Genomic DNA, 22164 nt, shown 5'->3' with positions numbered 1-22164 from the left:
GCGGACTACTTTATTTTTACTATCTCCTACGGTTTAATTTTCCCTGTTGATGTAAACCCAGCCTGTTTTGCTTTCGCCATTATTAAACTGGATAGAATAGAAGTAAGTACCTGTAGGAAGATTATTGTTGTTTGAATCCTGGCCATGCCATTCTTTGTTGTACATGTCCTGATTAAACACTTCTTTACCATAACGGTTAAAGATGCTTATTCTGGTAACACCAAATCCGGTCAAATCAAACTCATCGTTCATACCATCGCCGTTTGGAGAAATACCACGAGGTATCTGGCAGGCAATACTTTCTACAGTCTCTGTTAAGACAGTAGAGCAAGCACTGTTAAGAGGAGTTACTGTTACTACATAGTCACCAGTCTCTTCTGCAACAGCCTTAAGGTCTGTACTGATAATAGCACCACTGGCATCTGTCCATTCAATAAGAACCTTGTCTTCAGTATAGTTGTCATCAAGAGAAACCTCAAGGGTATAAACTCCGCCTTCACATCCACTGGTAATACTAATAATCGGAGTAGTAACAACACTTACCATAAAGCTGCTTTCATCCGAACATTCTGTTCCCGGAGTTTGGGTAAAAATATAGATTGTCTGATCTGTTGTTATCTCAGTTCCCGCAGTAAGTATATCGCCCGTTGCGTTTGCGCCTGTATAATAAGCATTGTTATCACTAAGTACAGGTAGTATATAGCTGTCGCATGAAGTAACATCTTCCATTATATCTGCAATTGGTAATGGAGTAACTGTTACAAATACCGACTGGGTAGCCTCACAACCTGAGTTGTTAACCGTAACCTCATAAGTGCCTTCACCTATTATAGTTATGCTGCTTCCGGTGTCAGGTAATGCATTGTCATTGTAAGTCCATGCATAAGTAACATCAGGTGATTCAGGATTGTAGTTGTTAGCTACAAGACTGATGACTGCATCGGTAGTGCCTTCGCAGATGTTTCGATCACCTCCCATATCAAAATCAGGTGTAAGATCCTGAATGATCAGGTTAAAGTTAAGGATGGCTACACAGCCCGTTGGGGTGTACTCTACCCTTACATAAATAGGCTGTAACTCTGCAACCGTATTCTCATATTCAGGCCCTATAGGGTTTAAGTTATCCTGAGCAGCTGTTTCAGATTCGTGATAAGAAATCACAAAGTCGGCCGAATCATAACCTTCAATAACACCTGCCTCAATAAGAGCAGTATTAGAAGTAAAGTCAAATGTTGCAAACCCACTTGCATTACATGCTGTAAGGTCTACAGGAGCACCTACAGTTTCAGCCACAGGAGTGTAGAATTCAACAAGTTTGCTGCCTTCTAAAGAACATGAAGAACCTTCGTAAGTAGCCCTTACATAATATCTTCCCGGCTGTGTAGCCTCAAGCGTGGCCTCGGTTTCGTTTGGTATTACAACAGGAAGTGTTGTGTCGTCTCCCTCTTCAGGAGTACTGTCGTACAGCCATTCAAATTCAAATTGAGAAAGATCGTCAAAATCAACACTTAGTGTAACGGCCTGCATATCACAAACAGCATTACCGTCTGCAACTGTTAAATCTTCACCTAAATCGATTCCGCCAACATCAAAGCTACCTCCGCCAAGGAAAACAGCAGAATTAAGTAATGCATCATTATAATCAGCAATTACAAACTTAATATGATACTGCTGTCCGGGTACAACCTGTCCAATAGCAGTAAACGGCACTGTTTGTCCGCTAAAGCCTATAGCTGCCGCATAAGGGCTGTTAGGGTTGTACTGATCGAAATATTGTTCGTTTTGGCTGTCACAGGTTGCATTATAAGCATCGTCCCTTATGGTAACTACCGAAACAGGTATTGTTGTGCCCGGTATTACTGCAAGGTTCTGGCTGTTACCTTCAGAGTCTGTTAGTATAAACGCAAACGCATCGGAGAAGCGACACTGGAACGAACCGTATTCATCTGAAGTAAACAGGAAGTCGAAAGTAAATTCGTTAGTATAGGCAAGGAAATCAAATTCCAGTATACTGGCATTATAAGTAGGACCTGTATTGCCTCCTTCGGCAATAATAGCTTCAAGGTCGGTATCTCCCAACCAATCTGTAGTTTGTACACCTGCAATTCCCGGAGGTGTTGTTGCCTGCTGTATGCTTGTAGTCGCTAAAATAACACCATCCTGGAAAGGAAAAACAGACCCTGTCGGTGCATTAAAATAGCCTATACCGTTTGGCTGATTAAAATCGGTTCCTGTTATAGTGCTCACATTTGTGATAACTGCACAAGGAGAACTAAACAATACATTTTGTACTAATTCTTCGGCAGTAAATGTAGTCTCATCTACATTAATGGATACATTTCTTGTGCCGATACAAATATCAAAAGAATCAGTTTGGTTAGGAGTAGCAGTTTTTGAATACACTCTTACTTTATAGGTATTCCCTATTACAAAATTGTCACTTGTACTACTGTTAGGGTCGCTACAGTACATTTCAGTCAAACTGCCGCAATCATCACCTTCATAAACCACATGATATAAATCAGATGATAAATTACTAATATTAGAAAGGTTTATATAATGAGAAGTACTTGTAGCTACAAACTCAAACCATACGTCGTCATCGGCAGTACCCCCACATGTAGTTGCCTGTGGAGAGCCGGTAGCAGAGTAAATTGTTCCTGAACCTGACTCCACGCATTCAATTCCTGTGTTTGCAATAAGTAATGTTGCATCTGCGCATTCGTCATTTGTAGGAATACCGGGAGGGGTGCTTACACAAATTTCAAAATCAGAAGTTTGATTTAGAGTTGATGTAAATGAATATACCCTTATTTTATATGTTGATCCAATAGTTAGGTTATCCACAAAAGTTGTGTTGGATGTACCGCATGTTATTTGTGTTAAGCTTCCGCACACATTACCTTCATATATTGCATAATATAAAGCAGTAGTTCCGTTGGTAATGTTCAGAAGGTCAATTTTATGTTTGGTGCTTATCGCAGTAAACTCAAACCATACATCATCATCATCGGTACCTGTACAAGAGTTGGCTTCCGGTGAAGCAGTAGCCGAATAGATTGTTCCTTCTGCTGTCTGATTACAGAACTGATCTGTATTTACAGGGATAACGGTTGCGTTAGCACATTCGTCATTTGCCGGTGCAGGTGGTGGTGTAGTTATACATACATCAAAAGTTGCCAACTGGAATGGTACAGAAACACTTGAATAAATCCTAAGTTTATAGGTTTGTCCTATTGTAAGGCCTTCCAGGAAGGTTGAGTAGGCAGAGCTGGTATTACACTGAACTTGTGTAAGTGTACCACAGTTGTTGCCCGAATAGATGTTGTAATATAAAAACGGAGCTCCTGAATGGTTAAGTAACTGTACTCTGTGTTTTGTGCTGATAGCCACAAATTCAAACCATACGTCATCATCTGCAGTACCTGTACAGGTATTAGCTTCCGGAGAAGCTGTAGACCAGTCAATAGTACCGGGAGTAGTAAGGTCACAGTTTTCTCCCGCATTTACAGGAACAACAGTTGCATTAGCACAATCATCGTTTGCAGGTGGCCCCGGAGGTGTACCTACACAAAGATTGAATGTCACTGTTTGCATTGCTGTAGCTGTCCATGTGTATACTCTTATTTTATAGGTTTGACCTATGGTTAGCCCTGAAGCCACGCTATTATTAAAGGAACTACAGTATAGTTGAGTTAAGTTTCCGCAATCGTCGCCTGAATATATAACATGGTCTAAATCGGTGGTGCTTCCCACAATGTCATTAAAATCAATAGTGTGCATTGTGCTTGTAGCCACAAATTCAAACCATACATCATCATCGTCAACACCGTTACAGGTATTGCTCTCTAATGAAGGAGTTGCCCAGCTGGTTGTGCCCGGTGTAATCGAAGCACATGATAAATCAGGATTTACAGTTACTACTGTTGCATTTGCACACTCATCATTAACAGGCGGTGGCGGTGGTGTGCTAACACATACATTAAACGTAGTGTTTTGTGGAGTATCAGCCGAAGTATAAACTCTGATAAAGTATGTATCACCTATGGTAAGGTTACCTGCAAAACTATCGCTTCCGTTGGAGCAATATAAAAGGGTCATATCGCCACACGATGTTCCACTGTAAACTGTGTGGTATAAAAGCGTTGCACTTCCTGCAATATCAGTAAGTCTTATCCTGTGTGCTACACTTGTAGCCACAAACTGGTACCATACATCATCGTCTTCAGTACCATTACATGTTGTGCCACTTTGAGGAGAAGGCGTAGCCCACTCTACAGTACCGGGAACAGAGTTTGTACAATTTAAATCAGCGTTTACAGGTACTGTTATAGCATTTGCACAATCGTCATTAGCCGGAGGGGCTGGTGGAGTACCTATACAAACATCAAAAGTTGTGGTTTGTAACGCGGTACTGGTAGCAGTAAACACCCTGATGAAATAAGTGTTTCCAACTGTTAATCCTGATACATAACTGTTATTAGGGCTACTGCATAAAATATTTGTAAGCGAGCCGCAAGCTCCTGAGTATATAGTATGATTAAGGTCGTTAGTACTGCCTTCAACGTTATTAAGGTTAATGGTGTGCGTTGGGTTTGTAGCAACGAAAGAGAACCACACATCATCGTCTTCAGTACCAGAACAAATGGTAGCATTTTCAGGGGAAGGTGTTGCCCATGCTACTGTTCCCGATGTGAAAAGCGTACAGTTTAAATCCGGGTTAACGGGTACAGAAAGAGCAGTATTACATTCGTCATTAACCGGAGGTCCAGGCGGTGTAGCTATACAAATATCAAAAACAGATGTTTGTGCGGTAGTTGCAGAGGAGTATACCCTTACGTAGTAAGTATTTCCTACTGTTAATGTACTTGTTATGCTGGTAGTAGCGGTACTGCAATACATTTGAGTTAGAGCGCTACAGTTACCACTGTAAACGGTATGGTACAAAAGAGTTGTACTTCCGGTAATGTTGCTTAAGTTGATAGTATGTGTTGGGTTTGTAGCTACAAACTGATACCATACATCGTCGTCGTCACTTCCTGTACAGGTATTGCTCTGAGGCGATGCCGTAGCAGAATATACTGTTCCTGTTGCAAAGTTATCACAATCGAGGTCAGGATTAGCAGTTAGTGTTGTTGCTCCTGCACATTCGTCATTTGCCGGGGGTGGAGGTGGTGTGCCAATACAAACATCAAAAGTTGTGTTTTGGCTCGTAGCTACAGCACTATAAACCCTTAAAGTATAAGTTTCGCCTATTGTAAGCCCGGTAACGGTAGTATTGTTGTTAAGGTTACAGCTAACCTGTGTAAGCGAGCCGCAAGTTCCACTATACAATATATTGTTTAAATCGGTTGAACCGTTTGCAGGGTTGTTAAGATTGATAAGGTGAGTGGTATCTGTAGCCACAAATGTAAACCATACATCATCGTCTTCGGTACCTGCACAAACATCGCTGCCATCATTAGAAGGTGTTGCTCCCGCAACAGTACCAAATGTGCTTGTTGTACAAATATTTGTTGTATTAACAGTAAGTGCTATGGCATTAGCACAATCATCATTTGCAGGCTGTGTATAAAAGTTAAACGGACCAGCCCATTCGCTTGTATTACCTTCACTACATACAGATCTTACATAAAATTTGTATGCAGTAGTTGGTATTAACGGAGAAACGGTTGTTGAAGTCCCGTTTACAATATCACCTGAGCCTGTTTGTGCTTCGGTAACCTGCAAAACTTCAATTTCATATTGAAGTGCAGCACCTGTCCAGCTTAAGTTCGCAGAAGTAGGTGTTGTACTAACCGCATTAAGGTTGGTAGGAGCTAAACACTGTTCCACAACGCTTACGTCGTCTACTAACCAGCGATCCTGAAAATCACCTTCCATAAGGAAAGCAATATGATAGTTTTGCCCTGTTGTCCCGGGTAGGTTTATAACAACCTCATCGTATTCTGTTTGAGTAGGGTTAATAAGAGGTTCGGTATACGTTGAAACAACGGTGTAAGAAGCAAGGTCTGTAAGGTCAGCGCCTGCCGGAGCCATAAGGATTTTGTAAATCGTTCCCTGATTACCCGGTAGCGTAAGGCTTGACCAAAAACGCAGCTGTCCGTTAACCGGCATTTCAAAAGAAGGTGTTACGAGCCAGTCTTTAGCAGGGTCTCCTGCATCCGGCACGTTTTCACGATCAATAAAGGCTGCATAATCTCCGGTATGAGGAGGGTAAGTGTCATTCGCAGAAACAACTGTCTGTTTCCATTGCTGTAAGTTTCCTATGCCATTATTGTATTTAGTCCAGCCTGTCGGAGGAAAGGTTGTACCTTCAAATCCTTCAGCCGGAGTAATTCCCTGTGCGTAACCGCACACAATAAATAATGACATGAAAAAAAGTAAAATAGTTTTTTTCATGATGAGTGGTAGTGAATAATTTTGCGACAAAATTACTCCACCCATAATTATTTTTTAAATAATCGTCAAAAAAACACAATTTTAATGAGGGATGTTACAGTAGAAACTTTTTTTTAATTTATTGATATTGTTGTTTTTAACTTTTTTCATTATGTTTATTGGTTTTTTTCTTTAAAAAATGCAACAGGATATTTTTTTTGTTTTTTTTTATTCATTTATCTGTATTTTTTTCACATTTTTATTGATAGGTAGTTATATTGTGTATTAGTATGGTATAATTTTGGTTCTGAAGCCGAAGTGATAAATTTTGACTACTGAAAGAGTGAATTTTTTAGATGATTTATACTAAACACCTTACAATGAAAAAAATTTTACTTCTATTAATTTTAACTTTCTTATCCTGTTCTGACAGCAAGGAGTTTAAAATAAAAACCGATACTATAAAGCTGAATATAGAAGGGAAGCCAACTTATTCAGTAAAATATAAGAATACTTATTATTCTGTCTTCGCTATAGCTAAAGATGAGCCAACATTAGTGCCGGAAGGAACCTTTTGTGTTTTTAACAAAAGAGGAAAGATATATAGCAAAACACAGGATAAGGTTCACAGGTTATGGGATAGCGGGATTTATGTAGAAAATGACAGTATAGTTTTTAAAGAAAATACGCTCATGCCTGATGCGGCCTCTTTTTATTGGGACAGCAACAAAGAAACCTGGTTGAACACTCCCGTTACAGATGATGGGGTTTTTGAGGATGATAATTACTATGTTTATGCCCTTGATTATGGTGAATGGGGTGCTGCAACGATTTTTAAAGACAAAAAGACCGGGGTTGAATATGATGCCGATATATTACTCCCTAAGATTTATAAAATTCAGGAAGAATATTATTTAGTAACTAATACGCATGTGCTAAAAGTTGCTGATCCTCATAAGTTAAATGAAGTAAAAAAAGGTTTTTATTACAATGAGATAAAAACTCACGGACTCACAGTATTTAATGAAGCTGAATTAGGATGGTCCTTGCAGGGAGTGGTAACAATTTATAAGTCAGGTGAGGAAGCTTATTACTATCGTAATTTCCCGGAATTTTATATTGCCCATTCTTTTGTTTATAATAATGAACTTTTACTGATAATGATGGATGGTAATAAAATGTATCTTGCCAGAATAAATAATGGGATGTCACACAAGGTTATGGATATTGGAGAAGATATTTTTATTAGTCGAACCTGTAATTCATACCGCAATGCTTACCTAAATGAAGTCGTTAGCTTTTACAAGAAACAAGGAGAAAAGATTGAAGCGGGTTTGCTTGAAATTAAAGACAATACAATTTACCTTCATTATATAAAAACAAAAGAATAGTAATATTTTGGATTAAACATAAAAAAGACGCTCAATCGAGCGTCTTTTTTATGCTTTTAAAGCTTTATTTATACTTTCAATCCAGTCGTTCATATTTTTTTTGTTGGTTTCTATAGACTCGCTTCCTTTGTTATAAGGGCCATATGTGGCAGGAGTAGTGCAAGAGAATAATCCGATAGTAGGGACCAGCGATGCCGCTGCAAGGTGCATCATACCGCTATCGGCACCAATAAACACTTCACACGCTGCCATAACACTCCCTATTTCACGAATTTCCTTACTGTAATAAGTAGGAGCCTTAAAGTCTATTTGCGAAACATTTTCAACAGGCAGTATTTCTATAATGTTGTAGTCGTTAGCATACTCTGCCTGCAACCTTTCATAAAACGGATTCCACCATTCCGGCTTGTAGCATTTATCTCCGGTAGCAAAAGTAAATATGGCTATTGTCTTTTTATCGTTCTTAACAATATCTTTCACAATCTGTTTGCCCTGAGCCAGTTCTTCGGCAGTAAGCTTTAGGTTTAGCGGAGGTACAGGTTTGTCTGTTCTTTCATAACCCAGTTTGCTTAAAAAATACCTGAAGTTATATACAGGGTATTTTGCAATGTGGTTGCTGTCGGGATATAATTCTTTTATCTTGTCCGACACATCGCCGAAATGCTTGAATTTAGCTGTGGCAAATTTGGTTGATAACCTTCCTGATGAGGATGAGTTAACCACATTTATTACCATATCATAGCGTTTCTTTTTAAGGGATAACCATGCAAGTGAGTATTTTATAAGCTCTTTAAAAGGTTTACCCGGCAACTTAATAATGCGGTCTACATTGTCATAATTTTCAAAAAGGATAGGAGCCAGCCCGCCCCTCACAAAAACGTCAATCTTACAATTAGGGAAAGTTTCGTTTACTTCCTGTAAAAGCGGAGTGATCAGTAAAAGATTACCAAGCCTTTTGTTAGGCCTGATAATAAGTATTCTTTTTATCTCGGGTCTTTCTTTTAGTTTAAAGTCTTTTTCAAGGTTTGTAACACCAATATTGCGAGTTAGGCTGCGCATAATATTACGCCTCACCACATTTACTTTCTTTAGGCCCCCCATGCTGTTTTAGATTATTGTTTGTTGAGCGCATAAATAATTAAAAAAAATGAAAAATCCTTATTTATTTTTTAAAACCCTGAATTTTTAAGGAACATTTAATCCTTAAAATGAAAAGGGACACTAGAATAGTGTCCCTTTTTCTTTGGTGATTGATTTGATGATGATTGTACTCCGTGTATTAAAAACGATCCCAGAAAAACGGAGGTGTAATGCCTAAAGCCCTAAGGTATACATAACCCTGGCCCCTATGGTGTACCTCATTGTCTATCCAGTAAAGCATTGAAGAGCAAATGGTATTTTCATACATTTCAAAAGACTTTATATGTTGGCTAAAGTCTAGGTTTAGCAATTTTTCTTTTTCCTGTTCAATGTAAGCTGTGGTTTCGTCCCAAAAATTAAGCAGCTCCTGTTTTGTGCTTATGTTTTTTTCTCCGGTAAAGTAGGGTAGTTTCTCAATGTGTCTCCATTGTCCTGTGGTAAGGCCTTCCACACCGTAAAATGCAATACTTACTACTTCCATTGCCAGTTCGGCAAAAGTCCTCATGCCGCCAACAGAAAATTCAAAAAGGTCTTTTTCAGGGAAAGCTTCTATGATTTTACGGGTAAGTGCACGGTGTCCTTTCCAGTGTTCTAAGAACTGTTGTGATGTAATTACAGAATTGGTTGTCGTTGTCATAACTGATGATTTTTATATTATGAAGCAAATTTATTTTGGTGTTGTGACAACCCTATGTCAGTAGTGAAATAAAAAATAAATTAATTTTAGGGTATGAAAACACATCAATACAATACCAGCTTGAAATGGACAGGAAATACAGGAAACGGAACCAAAAATTATGCTTCCTATACCCGTGATTACGATATCACTGCAATAGGGAAACCTGTTCTTAAAGGTTCGTCAGATCCTGCATTTAGGGGAAATAGCTCAAGATATAACCCTGAAGAGATGCTTTTAGCTTCGTTATCTTCCTGTCATATGTTATGGTATCTGCATTTGTGTTCGGAAGCCGGAGTTATAGTTGTGAGTTATACTGATGAGGCCTATGGGGAGATGGAAGAAACTGTAAATGGTTCCGGCAGGTTTACAAAAGTAATACTAAGGCCCAATGTAGTTGTTCAAACTGAGAGTATGAAGGAAAAGGCAGATGAGCTTCATAAAAAAGCCAATGAAATGTGTTTTATAGCAAATTCCTGTAATTTCCCGGTATATCATGAACCACAAAGCAGGATATAAATAAAACAGCAGCCTTTACCGTAATAAAAGCTGCTGAATAGATAAGCAAACGCGATTGGGTCAGATAATCATTATAGCGCCTGTTTAAATCACGAAGATGTTTAAAAGTGCTAATGTTAAGTTAAGCACAACTGTTGCTATTAAGAAATTGAATACTACTTTTGGTTTCATTTGTGCCAATACAGCACCGTTAAATCCTGAACAGAAAATTGTTATTAAAAACAATTGTACCATTTGTGCTACAGAGGTTCCGTTTTGTAATACGAACATGGCTGCTATACCACCCAAACAACTTTGTCCTAAAATTGCTATAGTATTAAAGCCCATAAATCCTTTTGTGTAGCTGTTTAAATATTTATCATAAGTACTCATACCGGTAATGTTTTAAATTTATAGTACAAATTTAAGTCGCTGGTATTGGCTGTTTTATGATAAAAATCATATTCCGTAAATTATTATTGCAGTATAATTAATGGTAATAAAAAAGCCGCTCAATGAGCGGCTCCTAATTATTTATTTTCTTCAGTATCTGTTTCATACAGTTCGGTCTCAAATACTTTTTGAGCCTCAAGCGACGGATCAAACTCGCCTTCCCATTTTGCAATAACTGCCGAAGCCAGACAGTTACCAACTACGTTAATGGATGTACGTGCCATATCCATAAGTTCGTCAATACCTAATATTATAAATATAGGCCATACAGGCAGGTTAAACGATGCAGCCGTACCCATAAGTATTACAAGCGATGCCCTTGGAATACCGGCAACACCTTTACTAGTTACCATAAGGGTAAATACCATTATTAACTGCTGGCCAAGGCTAAGATCTATACCTGCGGCCTGTGCCACAAATATACTGGCAAGGGAGAGGTATAATGTAGTTCCGTCAAGGTTAAAGCTGTAACCCATAGGCATAACAAACGAAACAATTTTTCGTGGCACACCAATGCTCTCCATGGCTTCCATAGCGCGGGGTAAAGCAGCTTCAGAACTGGTTGTGGCAAATGCAATGGAAACCGGTTCGCCTATAGCTTTAATAAATGCGCGTAATGGTAGTTTTATGATAAGTGCTATTGGTACGAATACTACCAATACAAAAACTAACAGGGCACCATATAGGGTTAGTAATAGTTTTAGTAATGGAACCAGGACACTAAGCCCCATATGTCCTACAGTATATGCCATAGCAGCACCTACACCTATTGGCGCAAAGTACATTACTATATTGGTAAACTTAAACATTACCTCACTAAGGCTCTGGGTAAAGTCTACCATTACTTTACGTTTCTTTTCCGGAACCATAATAAGGGCTATACCAAAAATAACGCTGAAAACCACTATTTGCAGTACTTCACCTTCTGCCATCGATTTTGCAATGTTTTCAGGGAAAATATGAAGGATTATCTGTTGCCAGGTTTGAGGTTCTGCAGCTTTTAGCGTTTCATGCATAGCCGCCGGCTGTTCTATGCCTTCACCGGCTTTAGTAATGTTTATGGCTGCAAGGCCTATGAATAGTGCCAGTGTAGTAACTATTTCAAAATACAGTAGCGATTTCCAGCCCATACGGCCTACCTGCTTAATATTACTGTGTCCGGCAATACCATATACAAGAGTGGCAAAAATTAGCGGGCCAACTATGGTTTTAATAAGCTTAAGGAATATTTTGCTCAGTACCTGAAGGTTTTGACCTACTTCAGGCCATTGATGTCCTATTGAAGCACCAATTACAAGGCAAACAAGTATCCATGTTGTTAGTGAACGCTTTTTTATGGCAAATAATGTTAGTCCTAAAACCGACAACCATTTAAATATTTCTAATACGATTTCGGGGATTGCAGATGTCACATAATTTACCGCTAGTAAAATAGCAGTTAAAGAGACAATAATAAACACGAAATAGTTAATAAACCTTGACTTCATATAGTAGTTTTAGCTGATTTTCCTTTTAAAGAAGGAAATTACAGAATGATTATTAATGCGCGGTAAAAATAAATGAAAAATAACTTTTTTGCCTAATAAACGCGGTTCTTTTCAAAGAAACACACAATTTTAGGCGTTTACAACCTTGTCAACGTAATTGTCAACACAAAAAGAGTCCTCATTAAGAACTTATTATTACATTTGCATAGCTAAAAAAAATCAAAAAAGTATTGCACTTACGTGCCTTTTTTTAAAACAAACTAGCTAAACACGCACTTTCATAGTGGTAGTGATTACAGTGCGATGTTTCTTTTGAACCTTACGGCCCCGCCGTAAGGTTTTTCAATTATAGCCTTATCACTTCCTCTTTAGTAGTAATGTAAATAATATCCTCTTGTTGAGGTTCTACTACATAAGTTCCTGTAAACTCTCCAAACGCAGGTAAAATCATTTGGTTTTTATTCCTGAAAAAACAGGGCAGTTTTAAAAATTGCCTTCCCATACCCTGTAATTGAACAGCAGGATGTACATGCCCCGAAAGATTAAAAAATCCTTCCCTTGTTTCCGGATGATGCGTTAATAAAAAACCATCTAATATCCATTCATTGTGAATGGCAATATTGAGTTCTTCATATTTGTGTGGTGATATTATATCATGATTTCCTGCAATAAGTAGTAGAGGTAACCTAATATTACTTACCCATTGCTCAAACAGTATCCATTCCTTATTAAGGCTGCTGTGAAAAAGGTCACCTAAAAAGCAGATGCTTTCCGGTTCAAAATGTTTTACAACGGCATCAAGTTTTTTAAAGTTTTGAAACATTGCGTTATTAGGTATTGCCGAACCATGTTTACGGAAATGGGAAACTTTTCCTAAATGCACATCCGATAAGAGTAACATTTTTTTGCCTGGCCAGTATAATGCCCCGGTATTATGGAGTATAAATGCAATGTTGTTTATTTCAATTTCTAAAGTCATTTGTGTCAAAATCTATTTCATGTATAATGCTGTCATTCTTTTAATCCTGTCGGCAAGTGTTTCACTGGAAAGCCTTTCCCTTAGCCTGTCAGTTATAATAGGGAAACTGAAAGGTGTTGGTTTTTCACACTGTTTCCATACGGTTGTTTGTTGCTGTATCCTTTCTAAAGCTAAGAGAAGACGGCCTTCTTCTAATTGATGTTCAAAAGTTTCCCGATAGGCCTGAAGGAATAAAAGGTTGTCAGGTTCATGGTCTTTAAACACTTCAAAAATTAGTTGGGAGCTGCTTTGCAGGTGTTTTGTTTTTACCACTTTTCCGGGATATCCTGTGAAAACCAATCCGCTTATTACAGCAATGTCCCTGAATTTTCGCCTTGCCATTTCCGTGGCATTAAGGCTTTGCTGCAAATCATAATGTAGGTGACGCGGGGTAAAAAGATCATTATCCAAAACCTGTTGCATATCAATTTCTTTATCGGAAAGCAGTTCGAATCCGTAATCGTTGTATGCTAATGAAAAAGTAATAGGAGAGAGCAGGCTAATTCGGTAGGCCAGCAAACTAGCTAAGGCTTCGTGCACATAACGGCCTTCAAAAGGATAAAAAATAGCATGGTAACCTTCACGCGTTTTAAAGGTCTCGATTAAAAATTCGCTGTCATTTGGTACTATGGATTCTTTTCGCTGTCGTTTAAAAACAGGAGTAAGTGCTTTTAATTCGGCTGACATTTTCTTGGTGTTGGCAGCGTACAGTTCTTCGCGAAGCAGCTCACTCATTTGTGCCGAAAGCGTCATGCGCCCGCCCATCCAGCTGGCGTGCTGTGCTTTCGCTGTGGGGTTGGCCCGTCGTACTAGGACCTCCATATTTTTTGTACGGTACAGTTCCAGTTTTCTTCCTGCAAAAATAAATACATCTCCCGGTTTGAGTTTAGAGATAAACCACTCTTCAATATTGCCTATATACCCGCCGCCCATGTATTTTACATTCATAACTGCATCGCCCACTATAGTGCCTATTTGCATGCGGTGCCTCAGTGCAATTGCCCTGCTGTTTACCTTAAACTTACCGTCGTCTTCAATTTCTACCTTTTTATATTCATCATAGGCCTGCAGGCTCTGGCTTCCCCTTGTTATAAAATTGAGTATCCATTGCCATTCATCTTCTGTCATGGCCTGATAGCAAAAGGTGCTTTTAACTTCGTTGTAAATCTGCTTAGGGTAAAAGCCGTCGGATACTGCAAGAGTTACCAGATACTGTACTAAAACATCCCAACTGTTAAGGTAGGGAATACGGTCTTCTACCACAGTTTCTTTTACGGCCCGTCGCAGGGCTGATGCTTCTACCAATTCCAATGCATGGGTGGCAAGAAAATAAATATTGCTTTCTTCTCCCGGTCTATGGCCGCTACGGCCGGCACGTTGCAGGAATCGTGCAACACCTTTAGGACCGCCAATCTGTATAACGGTTTCCACAGGAGCAAAGTCAACACCCAGGTCAAGGCTCGAAGTACAAATAACCGCTTTGAGTTGTTCGTCTCTTATGGCCTGTTCTACCCATTGGCGTGTTTCCCGCGAAATGCTGCCGTGGTGCATCGCCATTTCTCCGGCAAATTCAGGATATTTTTCCAATAATGCCTGATACCATATTTCACACTGTGCACGCACATTGGTAAATACAAGTGTGGTACGGCTCTTTTTTATGATTTGTGCCACCTCGTCTATAAGATGCAGCCCCATGTGTCCGCGCCAGGGATAGGAATCCATTTTATCAGGGATTATGGAATGCACATTAATCTTTTTATTAATGTGGGCTTTTATCATTACAGAATTTTCCAGTTGCTGAGATTCTGGTCCTAACAAAACTTCCATCGCCTGATGCAGGTTGCCTATAGTTGCCGAGATACCCCAAATACGCATGGCGGGGGCAATGGTTTTAAGTCGGGAAAGTGCCAGTTCGGTCTGTACACCGCGCTTTGAACCCAATAGTTCGTGCCACTCATCGATTACAATAGCCGAACAGCTTTTAAAAAGATTTTCATATCCTTTTGAGGCCAGCATGAGCTGCATGCTTTCGGGTGTTGTAATAAGCAAATCGGGCATTTTGTTTTTTTGTTTGGCCCTTTCTGCAGATGATGTATCCCCGGTTCTTATGCCTACAGTGAGGTTAAGGTCAAGATCGTTTATTACTCTTTCTGCAGCCTGTTTTATTTCTGTAGAAAGTGCGCGTAATGGAGTTATCCATATTGCTTTTAGTCCCGGCTTGTGTTTGGTTTTATAGTCGGGATTTTTTTGGATGTAATCTAAAACAATGGGAATCCACAGGGCATAGGTCTTTCCGCTGCCGGTAGGGGCATTAAGCAGTCCGTTTTTTCCCTGCAGAAATGCCGTCCAGGTTTGGGTTTGAAACGGAAAAGGCTTCCAGCCTTTCTGTTCAAACCACTGATTGGCCAAATCAAAAAGCTGTTCCCTGTTCATTACTTAGGTATCATGTTTTTTAAATCATCTATAGTATTAGCCTCCTCAATGGTTTTATCATGCCTCCATCGCAGTATTCTCGGAAAACGTGTAGCCACACCGCTTTTGTGTCGACCTGAAAAAGCAATGCCCTCAAAGCCGATTTCAAAAACCAGTTTTGGCGTAACGCTCCGCACAGGGCCAAACCGCTCCAGTGTATTCTTTTTAATATAATCATCCACCATACGGAATTCGGCATCGGTTAATCCGGAATAGGCTTTTGCGAATGTTACCAGTTCTTTTTCACCTTCCTCATTCTCCTGCCAAAGGGCAAAAGTATAGTCGGTAAAAAGGTTAGAGCGCCTTCCGTGCCCCCTCATGGCATAGGTAAGTACGGCATCAATAGCGAAAGGATCGAGTTTCCATTTCCACCAGTCGCCTTTTTTACGGCCTACCAGATAAGGAGAATCGTTACGTTTAAACATAAGTCCTTCGCTGCGCAGTTCACGTGCTTTTTCTTTTTCATGTGTGGCAGTGTCCCACGTTTGTAGTTGTATTCTTTCTGATAAGTGTAATGGAAGGCCATAGTTTTTTACCTGTTCAAAAAGTTGCTCCAGTAATTTTCTTCGCTCACTGTAGGGCAGTTCACGAATGTCTTCACCGTTCCATTCTAAAATGTCGTAAGCCTTAATTATAACAGGTGTCTTTTTTAATAATGCTGCCGAAACATTCTTTCGCCCTATTCTGGTTTGCAGGTCGTTAAACGTGCCTATTTTTCCATCCACATAAGGCAGAATTTCCCCGTCCAATACTGTTCCGTCAGGAATAATGCCTAAAAACATATTAAACTCAGGGTACTTATCGGTTACCAGTTCTTCACCCCGACTCCATATATAAAGTTGCCCGCCCCGAATGATGGTTTGCGAGCGTATGCCATCCCATTTATGCTCGGCACTCCATTCTAAAGGATTGCCCAGCTCATGCGGTTCATTTTCTATGGCATAAGCCAGATAGAAAGGATAGGGCTTAGAAGCCATGTCCTGTGCCTTCTCTTCCAGTACCAGCTTTTTAAAACTTATTTTTCCCGGATTCCAGTCACCCATAAGTTTATGGGCAAGTATATCTTCGTCAAGGCCTGTTACCTTGGCAAGTGCCCTTGTCATTAGTTTTTGACTAACGCCAATGCGAAAACTTCCTGTAATAAGCTTGGTAAAAACAAACCTTTCATAATAGTTAAGCGCCAGCCAATTGCTGTGCAGGTATTGTTTTTTCTCCTCCTCTGTCTTTTTCTTTAGGGCGATAATTTCCTCAATAAATTCGGTGAGGCTTTTATCCGACTGGTTTTTTGAAGTGGGAATCACCAAGGCTATAGTCTCAGCCAAATCGCCCACAATGTGATAAGATTCCTCAAACAACCATAATGGTATATTAGCCAGTTCGGCAGCCCAAAGGCGAAGTAATGTAGTATTAACCGGACGAGGAGGCCTGCGGTGGGAGAGTATGGCTATCGTCCAAACCTTATCGGTATCATTAGCATGACGAAAGTATTCAGTTAGGGCATCTACCTTAACCGATGTTTTGTTAGAGCTGTCTAAAGCTTTTATAAGTTCGGCAAAATTCTTCATGATTCCCCTCCTTCTGCGTCATTCGGTTTGGTTTCCGTTTCATCGGTCTCTCCTTCATACTGGGTGTGTTCTGTACGGGCATCATAACCCTGTTCCCTTAGGTAAGCCGAGAAAATATCGCTGTAACCGTGAGTAGATATAATTTTTTCTGCTCCTGTAGCCTTAATACTTTCCAATAACCCTTCCCAGTCACAATGATCGCTAAGTACAAAACCTTTATCTATTGCCCTTCGCCTACGTGCTCCGCGAAAGGCCATCCATCCGCTTGCCGATCCGGTAACGAAAGGTGTCATTTTTCGTATCCATACACTACCGTGTGCACTGGGTGGGGCAATAACAATATTACCTGCTATCTCTTCCTTTTTCGTATCGCGGGTTATCACTGTAGTTTCGGGTAAGTCGGTCATATTGCGAATAATTTCCGTCATGTTTTCCACAGCCCCGTGAGTATATATTTTGCCAATGTCGGTATCCAGGTGTTTAAGCAATCGTTGTGCCTTGCCCAGGGTATAGCCAAAAAGTACCGATGTTTTTCCTTCTGCCTTATTTTGTGCCCACCATGAGTTTATCTCATCCATTACTTCCTGTTGCGGTAACCATTTAAAGGCAGGTAACCCAAAAGTACATTCGGTAATAAAAGTGTGGCATTTTACCACTTCATAAGGAGTGGAAAGTCCGTCATCCTCAGTTTTATAATCTCCTGTAAAAACCCATACTTCCCCTTTGTATTCTACCCTAACCTGAGCACTGCCCACAATGTGTCCGGCAGGGTGCAGGGAAAACTTCACCCCGTTTATGGTAAAAGTTTCATTCCAGTCTTTTCCGGTAACGGTAATGTCGCCTAGGCGATGTTTAATTATAGGGACATTAAGATGGTGTGTAATATAGTTTTTATGTCCCCATCGGGCATGGTCGCTGTGTCCGTGTGTAATAATGGCATTGTTTACCGGACGCCACGGATCAAGGTATACATTAGCCTGCGAGCAGTAAATACCTTTGTCGTTAAAAGCCAGAAGGGGTTGCTTCATAATAATTTTTCGGAATTTAAAACTAAATTTAACTCAGGAATGCCTAAAACAAAAGGCATTTCGAACAAGTTTAACTTTTGTTGAATGGTCTCATTAACAAATTGTTGACTCAATATTTGATTAATCAGGTATATGCCTTACATTTGGAGCAGCTATAAAAAGACACATATGAGATTTTACGTTAGGATCATTTTGTTCCTGATGCTTTTCTTTATTTCCTGTAAAACAGACACCAACGAAAATTTTGATTTGCCCGACACTACCACACCCGGCATTTCGTTAACCGATCTTGGAAACGAACAATGGCGAATGGGTAATTATCAGGAGGCGCTTAAATACTTTACCGAAGCCTACAAACAGGTAAAGCAAAACGGAGACGAAGAGCAGATGGCAACCCTGCTTAATAACCTGGGCCTTGTACACTGGCGGCTGGAAGATAACGATGCGGCTATGGAGTGCTATAACGAAGCGGCACAACTGGCCGAGAAGCTTAAATTGCCCCGCCTTTTAGGTTTAACTTACACAAACAGGGCACTTATACTTAAGGAGAAACGCCGGTTTGACCAAGCATTTGAGTTTAATAATAAAGCCATAGCGATTTCTATCGAATTAAAGGAACCGCGTGACCTCGCTATTGCCTACAACAATCAGGGGCAGATATACCGTTATAACGACCAACTGGACCCTGCGCTTAAGTATTATAAACTTTCGCTGGATGAATGCCTTCAAAACGAATACCGCGAAGGTATGGCGACGGCCTATCAAAACCTTAGTACGGTTTATGCCTTAAAGGGCGATAAAGAACAAGCCTTTTATAATGCCCGCAAAGGTCTTGCGATTAGCCTTAAGCTAAACAGTAAGGTGCGCACCAGTGAAGCCTATTATGAACTTTCCCGTAATCACGAACGCTTTAACAGGCCCGATTCAGCTTTGTACTATTTAAAGAAGCATTACGAATGGGAAAGTGAAATACTGGAGTCCAACCAAAAAGAGATTCTTTCGCGCTATCAGGCGGGTATGGGAGTAAAAGTAAAGAACCTGCGCATCGAAAACCTTCAGCACGAAAGGGCAATTGCCGCAAACCGACTTTGGTTTATAGGCATAGGCATTTTTATAGTATTATTATTTGTAGCATTTTTTATATACCGCTATCTGTACAAGCTTAAATTTAAAAGGCAGCAGTTAGAGAAAGACCTTTATAACACCCAAAAGATTATAGAGGTAAAGGAAGTAGAACTTAAAACATATATTCTGGATTTGTCAAAAAAGAACTCAATTATTAACCGACTTCAGGATGAAAACAGTAAGGAGGTTATACAGGAAGAGGCTACCGAAGAAGAGGTAGCACGTCTTTTAGAGCAAAAAATACTTACCGATGAGGACTGGGAGAAATTTAAGGTGCGCTTTAACTCTATTTATCCCGATTTCTTTTCGCGTATTAAGGACAGCAAAATTAACCTGACCGAAGCCGAAATACGCATCATGGTGTTAATGCGCCTGGAGCTTAACGGTAAGGATATGGCAAACATACTGGGCATATCGCCACAGAGTGTAAGGGTGTGCAAAATGCGCCTTAAGAAGAAGCTGCCTAAAGAAAACTACGAGTCGGTAGAGGAATTTTTACAGTATTTGATAAACTGATGTTATTCGCCCAACTCAGGGTGTTCCAGTAAATAATCCTTAAGCATGTTGTCCAGCGTTTCGTAGTATTTGGACAGTGTGCCTGCATCTACCTCCGGATGTTCCATTGCCGGTATAGTGTCCTGTACCTCTTCCAGATAGTCGGATAATTCAGGGTATTTTTCCTGAATAAGTACCGTTATCTTGAATATTTTTTCGGTTATTTCTTTTTTTGTTTCCATAGAATGAGGGATTAAACAATAAAATTACTAAAAAATAATTGCTTGTTTTTCAGGTATTTGATTAAAATTTTAGTTAAAAAGCTATGCGAGCATCTTATTTCGGCACGATACTTGGCTAGGTGTTTTTAAACCGCGCTGTTTTTTTGAAATGAGAAACAGCCCTAAACTTAAAGATTATGAAGACACTTAGAATTTTACTCGTTGGGATGTTATTATTAACAGGTGCTTTTGCAAAAGCACAGGTATCTGTAAGTGTAAGAATGAATATTGGTACTCCGCCGCCGCCTGCGCCTGTAGTTTGGGTTCCGGCTACACATGTAGAAGCAAGGTATTACTACCTTCCTGAAATTAATGTGTACTACGACATGACCTCAAGAGATTATATTTATATAAACAATGGTGCCTGGGTGCGTACGGCTTATGTTCCTGTGGCTTACAGAAACTACGATTTTCACCGTTGCAACAAGGTAGTGGTTAATAACTATTACGGAAGAACTCCTTACACCTACTATAAACCTTATAAAGCTAAAAAGGTTAAACACGCAAAACATTACCATAACCAGCCGCGTAAAAGAGTGGCACGTTATTAATTGATACTTTATTAAAAATAAGAAACCGGCGATAAGCCGGTTTTTTTGTTTTTATAAGTTATTCACAAAACTTCTATGTGACTCATAAGCCGTTGTATTAAAGTCAACATGACAATAGATTTGTTTCTAGTAGAAACAAATTTTAAATACATGGATATCAATCAAAAGATTGGTGAGCGAATCCGCGAACTACGAAAAGAGAAGAACATTTCTCAGGAGGCTTTGGCAAATATTGCTGAGGTCGATAGAACCTATATGACAGGAGTTGAAACAGGAAAAAGAAATGTTACTGTTAAGGTTCTTGAAAGGATAGTTTACGCTTTGGATATAGATTTTACCATTTTTTTTGATGATAATAAGTTTAGTAGGAAATGAAAGAGGTTAAGGTAATAGAGCTTTTTGCAGGAGTTGGAGGCTTTAGGTTAGGTTTGGAAAAAGCTTCCAGCAAATATAAAGTTGTATGGAGCAATCAATGGGAACCTTCTACAAAAAGTCAGGACGCTTCAAATATATATGTGAATAGATTTGGAGAGGAGAATCACAGCAATGTGGATATCGCTCAAGTATCTTCAGATGAAATTCCTGCACATGATATGTTGGTTGGAGGATTTCCATGTCAGGATTATTCTGTTGCGAGAACTTTGAAAGATTCTGCAGGATTGGAAGGAAAAAAAGGGGTTTTGTGGTGGCAAATACATAGGATATTAAATGAGAAAGAGAAGAAACCCAGCTTTTTGTTTTTGGAGAATGTTGATAGGTTGCTGAAATCACCAGTAAAACAGAGAGGTAGGGATTTTGCCATAATGATAGCATCATTGTGTGATTTAGGTTATGCCGTTGAATGGAGAGTTATCAATGCAGCAGATTATGGAATGCCTCAAAGAAGGAGAAGGATATTTATAATGGCTTACCATGAAAATACTTCTCTGTATAAGGATATTGTTAAACTGGAAAATCCTTTGGACTGGGTTTTGGAAGAAGGTATTTTATCAACAACATTTAACGTAACACAAAAAAGCAAGCAAACTTTTTTTGAAATAGAAGGAGATTTACCTGATATATCTTCAAACTTTAATAAAAAGACATCTTCTACAAGTCCTTTTCAAAATGCTGGTATAGCAATTAACAGAAAAGTTTATACGGTTGAGACGAGTCCAAGTTATGATGGTCATTTTGAAACATTAGGGGATAAGATATTACTCAATGGAGCAGTACCAAATGAATATTACATAAAAGAGGATGCTCTCGATAAATGGGAGTATTTAAAAGGAGCAAAGAAAGAAAAAAGAGTTAACAAAGCTACTGGTTTTGAGTATCAATATAGTGAGGGGGCAATGATTTTTCCTGATCCACTAGATAAGCCTTCAAGAACCATTATTACAGGAGAAGGAGGAGCATCAGCCTCGAGATTTAAACATGTTATAAAAACCGCTGAAGGGAGATTAAGAAGACTTACGCCAATTGAACTGGAAAGACTTAACATGTTTCCGGATAATCATACAGAAGGGGCTACAGATATCAAGAGAGCATTCTTTATGGGCAATGCTTTAGTTGTTGGAGTTATAGAAAAAATAGGTTCTGAATTAGCAAAAAGAATTTAAGT

The 22164-nt window shown here is 39.5% G+C and carries 16 protein-coding genes; 6 read left to right on the top strand and 10 right to left on the bottom strand.

The window, feature by feature from the left end; genetic code table 11:
- Positions 1-33 precede the first annotated feature (33 nt).
- On the bottom strand, positions 34-6375 hold the full coding sequence (locus NU09_RS06135; RefSeq protein ID WP_165357671.1) for a choice-of-anchor L domain-containing protein: 6342 nt from the start codon (positions 6373-6375) through the stop codon (positions 34-36).
- Between the two features lie 386 nt (positions 6376-6761).
- Between NU09_RS06135 and NU09_RS06130 the strand changes: the two genes are divergently transcribed.
- Entirely contained in the window at positions 6762-7772 is a 1011-nt protein-coding gene (locus tag NU09_RS06130; RefSeq protein WP_129750396.1) for a hypothetical protein, read from the top strand.
- Positions 7773-7820: 48 nt separating this feature from the next.
- Here NU09_RS06130 and NU09_RS06125 read toward each other — a convergent pair whose 3' ends face one another.
- Together NU09_RS06125 and NU09_RS06120 are read right to left on the bottom strand one after the other, a co-directional pair.
- Positions 7821-8831, bottom strand: coding sequence for a glycosyltransferase family 9 protein (locus tag NU09_RS06125; RefSeq protein WP_242501835.1), 1011 nt, complete (start codon positions 8829-8831; stop codon positions 7821-7823).
- Positions 8832-9051: 220 nt separating this feature from the next.
- Positions 9052-9549, bottom strand: coding sequence for a DinB family protein (locus NU09_RS06120; protein WP_129750394.1), 498 nt, complete (start codon positions 9547-9549; stop codon positions 9052-9054).
- Between the two features lie 93 nt (positions 9550-9642).
- Here NU09_RS06120 and NU09_RS06115 point away from each other — a divergent pair, with 93 nt between their 5' ends.
- Positions 9643-10107 (top strand): OsmC family protein, encoded by a 465-nt coding sequence (locus tag NU09_RS06115; protein WP_129750393.1) that lies wholly within the window; start codon positions 9643-9645, stop codon positions 10105-10107.
- Between the two features lie 84 nt (positions 10108-10191).
- On the opposite strand, the gene NU09_RS06110 is transcribed toward NU09_RS06115, so the two are convergent.
- The 6 genes from NU09_RS06110 to NU09_RS06085 all read right to left on the bottom strand — a co-directional run bounded on the left by NU09_RS06110 (position 10192) and on the right by NU09_RS06085 (position 18109).
- Entirely contained in the window at positions 10192-10479 is a 288-nt protein-coding gene (locus NU09_RS06110) for a hypothetical protein (RefSeq protein ID WP_129750392.1), read from the bottom strand.
- 137 nt (positions 10480-10616) lie between these two features.
- On the bottom strand, positions 10617-12026 hold the full coding sequence (locus tag NU09_RS06105) for a dicarboxylate/amino acid:cation symporter (RefSeq protein ID WP_129750391.1): 1410 nt from the start codon (positions 12024-12026) through the stop codon (positions 10617-10619).
- Positions 12027-12372: 346 nt separating this feature from the next.
- The gene (gene pdeM / locus NU09_RS06100; protein WP_129750390.1) at positions 12373-13005 is read right to left on the bottom strand and encodes a ligase-associated DNA damage response endonuclease PdeM; all 633 of its coding nucleotides are present in this window, start codon (positions 13003-13005) and stop codon (positions 12373-12375) included.
- A 12-nt stretch (positions 13006-13017) separates the two neighbouring features.
- Entirely contained in the window at positions 13018-15477 is a 2460-nt protein-coding gene (locus NU09_RS06095; RefSeq protein ID WP_129750389.1) for a ligase-associated DNA damage response DEXH box helicase, read from the bottom strand.
- Positions 15477-17081: an ATP-dependent DNA ligase gene (locus NU09_RS06090; protein WP_129750388.1), complete on the bottom strand. Its 1605-nt coding sequence runs from the start codon at positions 17079-17081 to the stop codon at positions 15477-15479. The genes NU09_RS06095 and NU09_RS06090 overlap by 1 nt, the downstream gene beginning before the upstream one ends.
- Positions 17078-18109 (bottom strand): ligase-associated DNA damage response exonuclease, encoded by a 1032-nt coding sequence (locus NU09_RS06085; RefSeq protein ID WP_129750387.1) that lies wholly within the window; start codon positions 18107-18109, stop codon positions 17078-17080. Before NU09_RS06085 ends, NU09_RS06090 begins: the two co-directional genes overlap by 4 nt.
- Before the next feature lie 168 nt (positions 18110-18277).
- On the opposite strand from NU09_RS06085, the gene NU09_RS06080 reads away from it, so the two are divergent.
- Positions 18278-19750 (top strand): tetratricopeptide repeat protein, encoded by a 1473-nt coding sequence (locus NU09_RS06080; RefSeq protein ID WP_165357670.1) that lies wholly within the window; start codon positions 18278-18280, stop codon positions 19748-19750.
- Positions 19751-19752: 2 nt separating this feature from the next.
- Here the strand turns inward: NU09_RS06080 and NU09_RS06075 are convergent, their stop codons facing one another.
- Entirely contained in the window at positions 19753-19971 is a 219-nt protein-coding gene (locus NU09_RS06075; RefSeq protein WP_129750385.1) for a hypothetical protein, read from the bottom strand.
- Between the two features lie 176 nt (positions 19972-20147).
- Between NU09_RS06075 and NU09_RS06070 the strand changes: the two genes are divergently transcribed.
- The 3 genes from NU09_RS06070 (at position 20148) to dcm (ending at position 22162) form a co-directional block, all read left to right on the top strand.
- Complete coding sequence (locus NU09_RS06070) at positions 20148-20561, top strand: hypothetical protein (RefSeq protein ID WP_129750384.1); 414 nt, start codon at positions 20148-20150, stop codon at positions 20559-20561.
- A 150-nt stretch (positions 20562-20711) separates the two neighbouring features.
- Positions 20712-20936 (top strand): helix-turn-helix domain-containing protein, encoded by a 225-nt coding sequence (locus NU09_RS06065; RefSeq protein WP_129750383.1) that lies wholly within the window; start codon positions 20712-20714, stop codon positions 20934-20936.
- Positions 20933-22162 carry a DNA (cytosine-5-)-methyltransferase gene (gene dcm / locus NU09_RS06060; protein ID WP_129750382.1) on the top strand — a complete coding sequence of 410 codons (1230 nt, stop codon included), beginning with the start codon at positions 20933-20935 and terminating at the stop codon, positions 22160-22162. The genes NU09_RS06065 and dcm overlap by 4 nt, the downstream gene beginning before the upstream one ends.
- The last annotated feature ends 2 nt before the right edge of the window (positions 22163-22164 follow it).

Source organism: Flavobacterium beibuense, from assembly GCF_004151245.1.
Classification (GTDB): Bacteria; Bacteroidota; Bacteroidia; order Flavobacteriales; family Flavobacteriaceae; genus Flavobacterium; species Flavobacterium beibuense_A.
The sequence above is the reverse complement of the archived record's forward strand: the minus strand, read 5'-3'. Positions and strand labels throughout refer to the sequence as shown.

Coding starts and splice junctions, on each gene's coding strand:
- NU09_RS06135 (WP_165357671.1), bottom strand. CDS start 6,375: ATGTCATTATTTATTGTGTGCGGTTACGCACAGGGAATTACTCCGGCT.
- NU09_RS06130 (WP_129750396.1), top strand. CDS start 6,762: ATGAAAAAAATTTTACTTCTATTAATTTTAACTTTCTTATCCTGTTCT.
- NU09_RS06125 (WP_242501835.1), bottom strand. CDS start 8,831: ATGCGCAGCCTAACTCGCAATATTGGTGTTACAAACCTTGAAAAAGAC.
- NU09_RS06120 (WP_129750394.1), bottom strand. CDS start 9,549: ATGACAACGACAACCAATTCTGTAATTACATCACAACAGTTCTTAGAA.
- NU09_RS06115 (WP_129750393.1), top strand. CDS start 9,643: ATGAAAACACATCAATACAATACCAGCTTGAAATGGACAGGAAATACA.
- NU09_RS06110 (WP_129750392.1), bottom strand. CDS start 10,479: ATGAGTACTTATGATAAATATTTAAACAGCTACACAAAAGGATTTATG.
- NU09_RS06105 (WP_129750391.1), bottom strand. CDS start 12,026: ATGAAGTCAAGGTTTATTAACTATTTCGTGTTTATTATTGTCTCTTTA.
- pdeM (WP_129750390.1), bottom strand. CDS start 13,005: ATGACTTTAGAAATTGAAATAAACAACATTGCATTTATACTCCATAAT.
- NU09_RS06095 (WP_129750389.1), bottom strand. CDS start 15,477: ATGAACAGGGAACAGCTTTTTGATTTGGCCAATCAGTGGTTTGAACAG.
- NU09_RS06090 (WP_129750388.1), bottom strand. CDS start 17,081: ATGAAGAATTTTGCCGAACTTATAAAAGCTTTAGACAGCTCTAACAAA.
- NU09_RS06085 (WP_129750387.1), bottom strand. CDS start 18,109: ATGAAGCAACCCCTTCTGGCTTTTAACGACAAAGGTATTTACTGCTCG.
- NU09_RS06080 (WP_165357670.1), top strand. CDS start 18,278: ATGAGATTTTACGTTAGGATCATTTTGTTCCTGATGCTTTTCTTTATT.
- NU09_RS06075 (WP_129750385.1), bottom strand. CDS start 19,971: ATGGAAACAAAAAAAGAAATAACCGAAAAAATATTCAAGATAACGGTA.
- NU09_RS06070 (WP_129750384.1), top strand. CDS start 20,148: ATGAAGACACTTAGAATTTTACTCGTTGGGATGTTATTATTAACAGGT.
- NU09_RS06065 (WP_129750383.1), top strand. CDS start 20,712: ATGGATATCAATCAAAAGATTGGTGAGCGAATCCGCGAACTACGAAAA.
- dcm (WP_129750382.1), top strand. CDS start 20,933: ATGAAAGAGGTTAAGGTAATAGAGCTTTTTGCAGGAGTTGGAGGCTTT.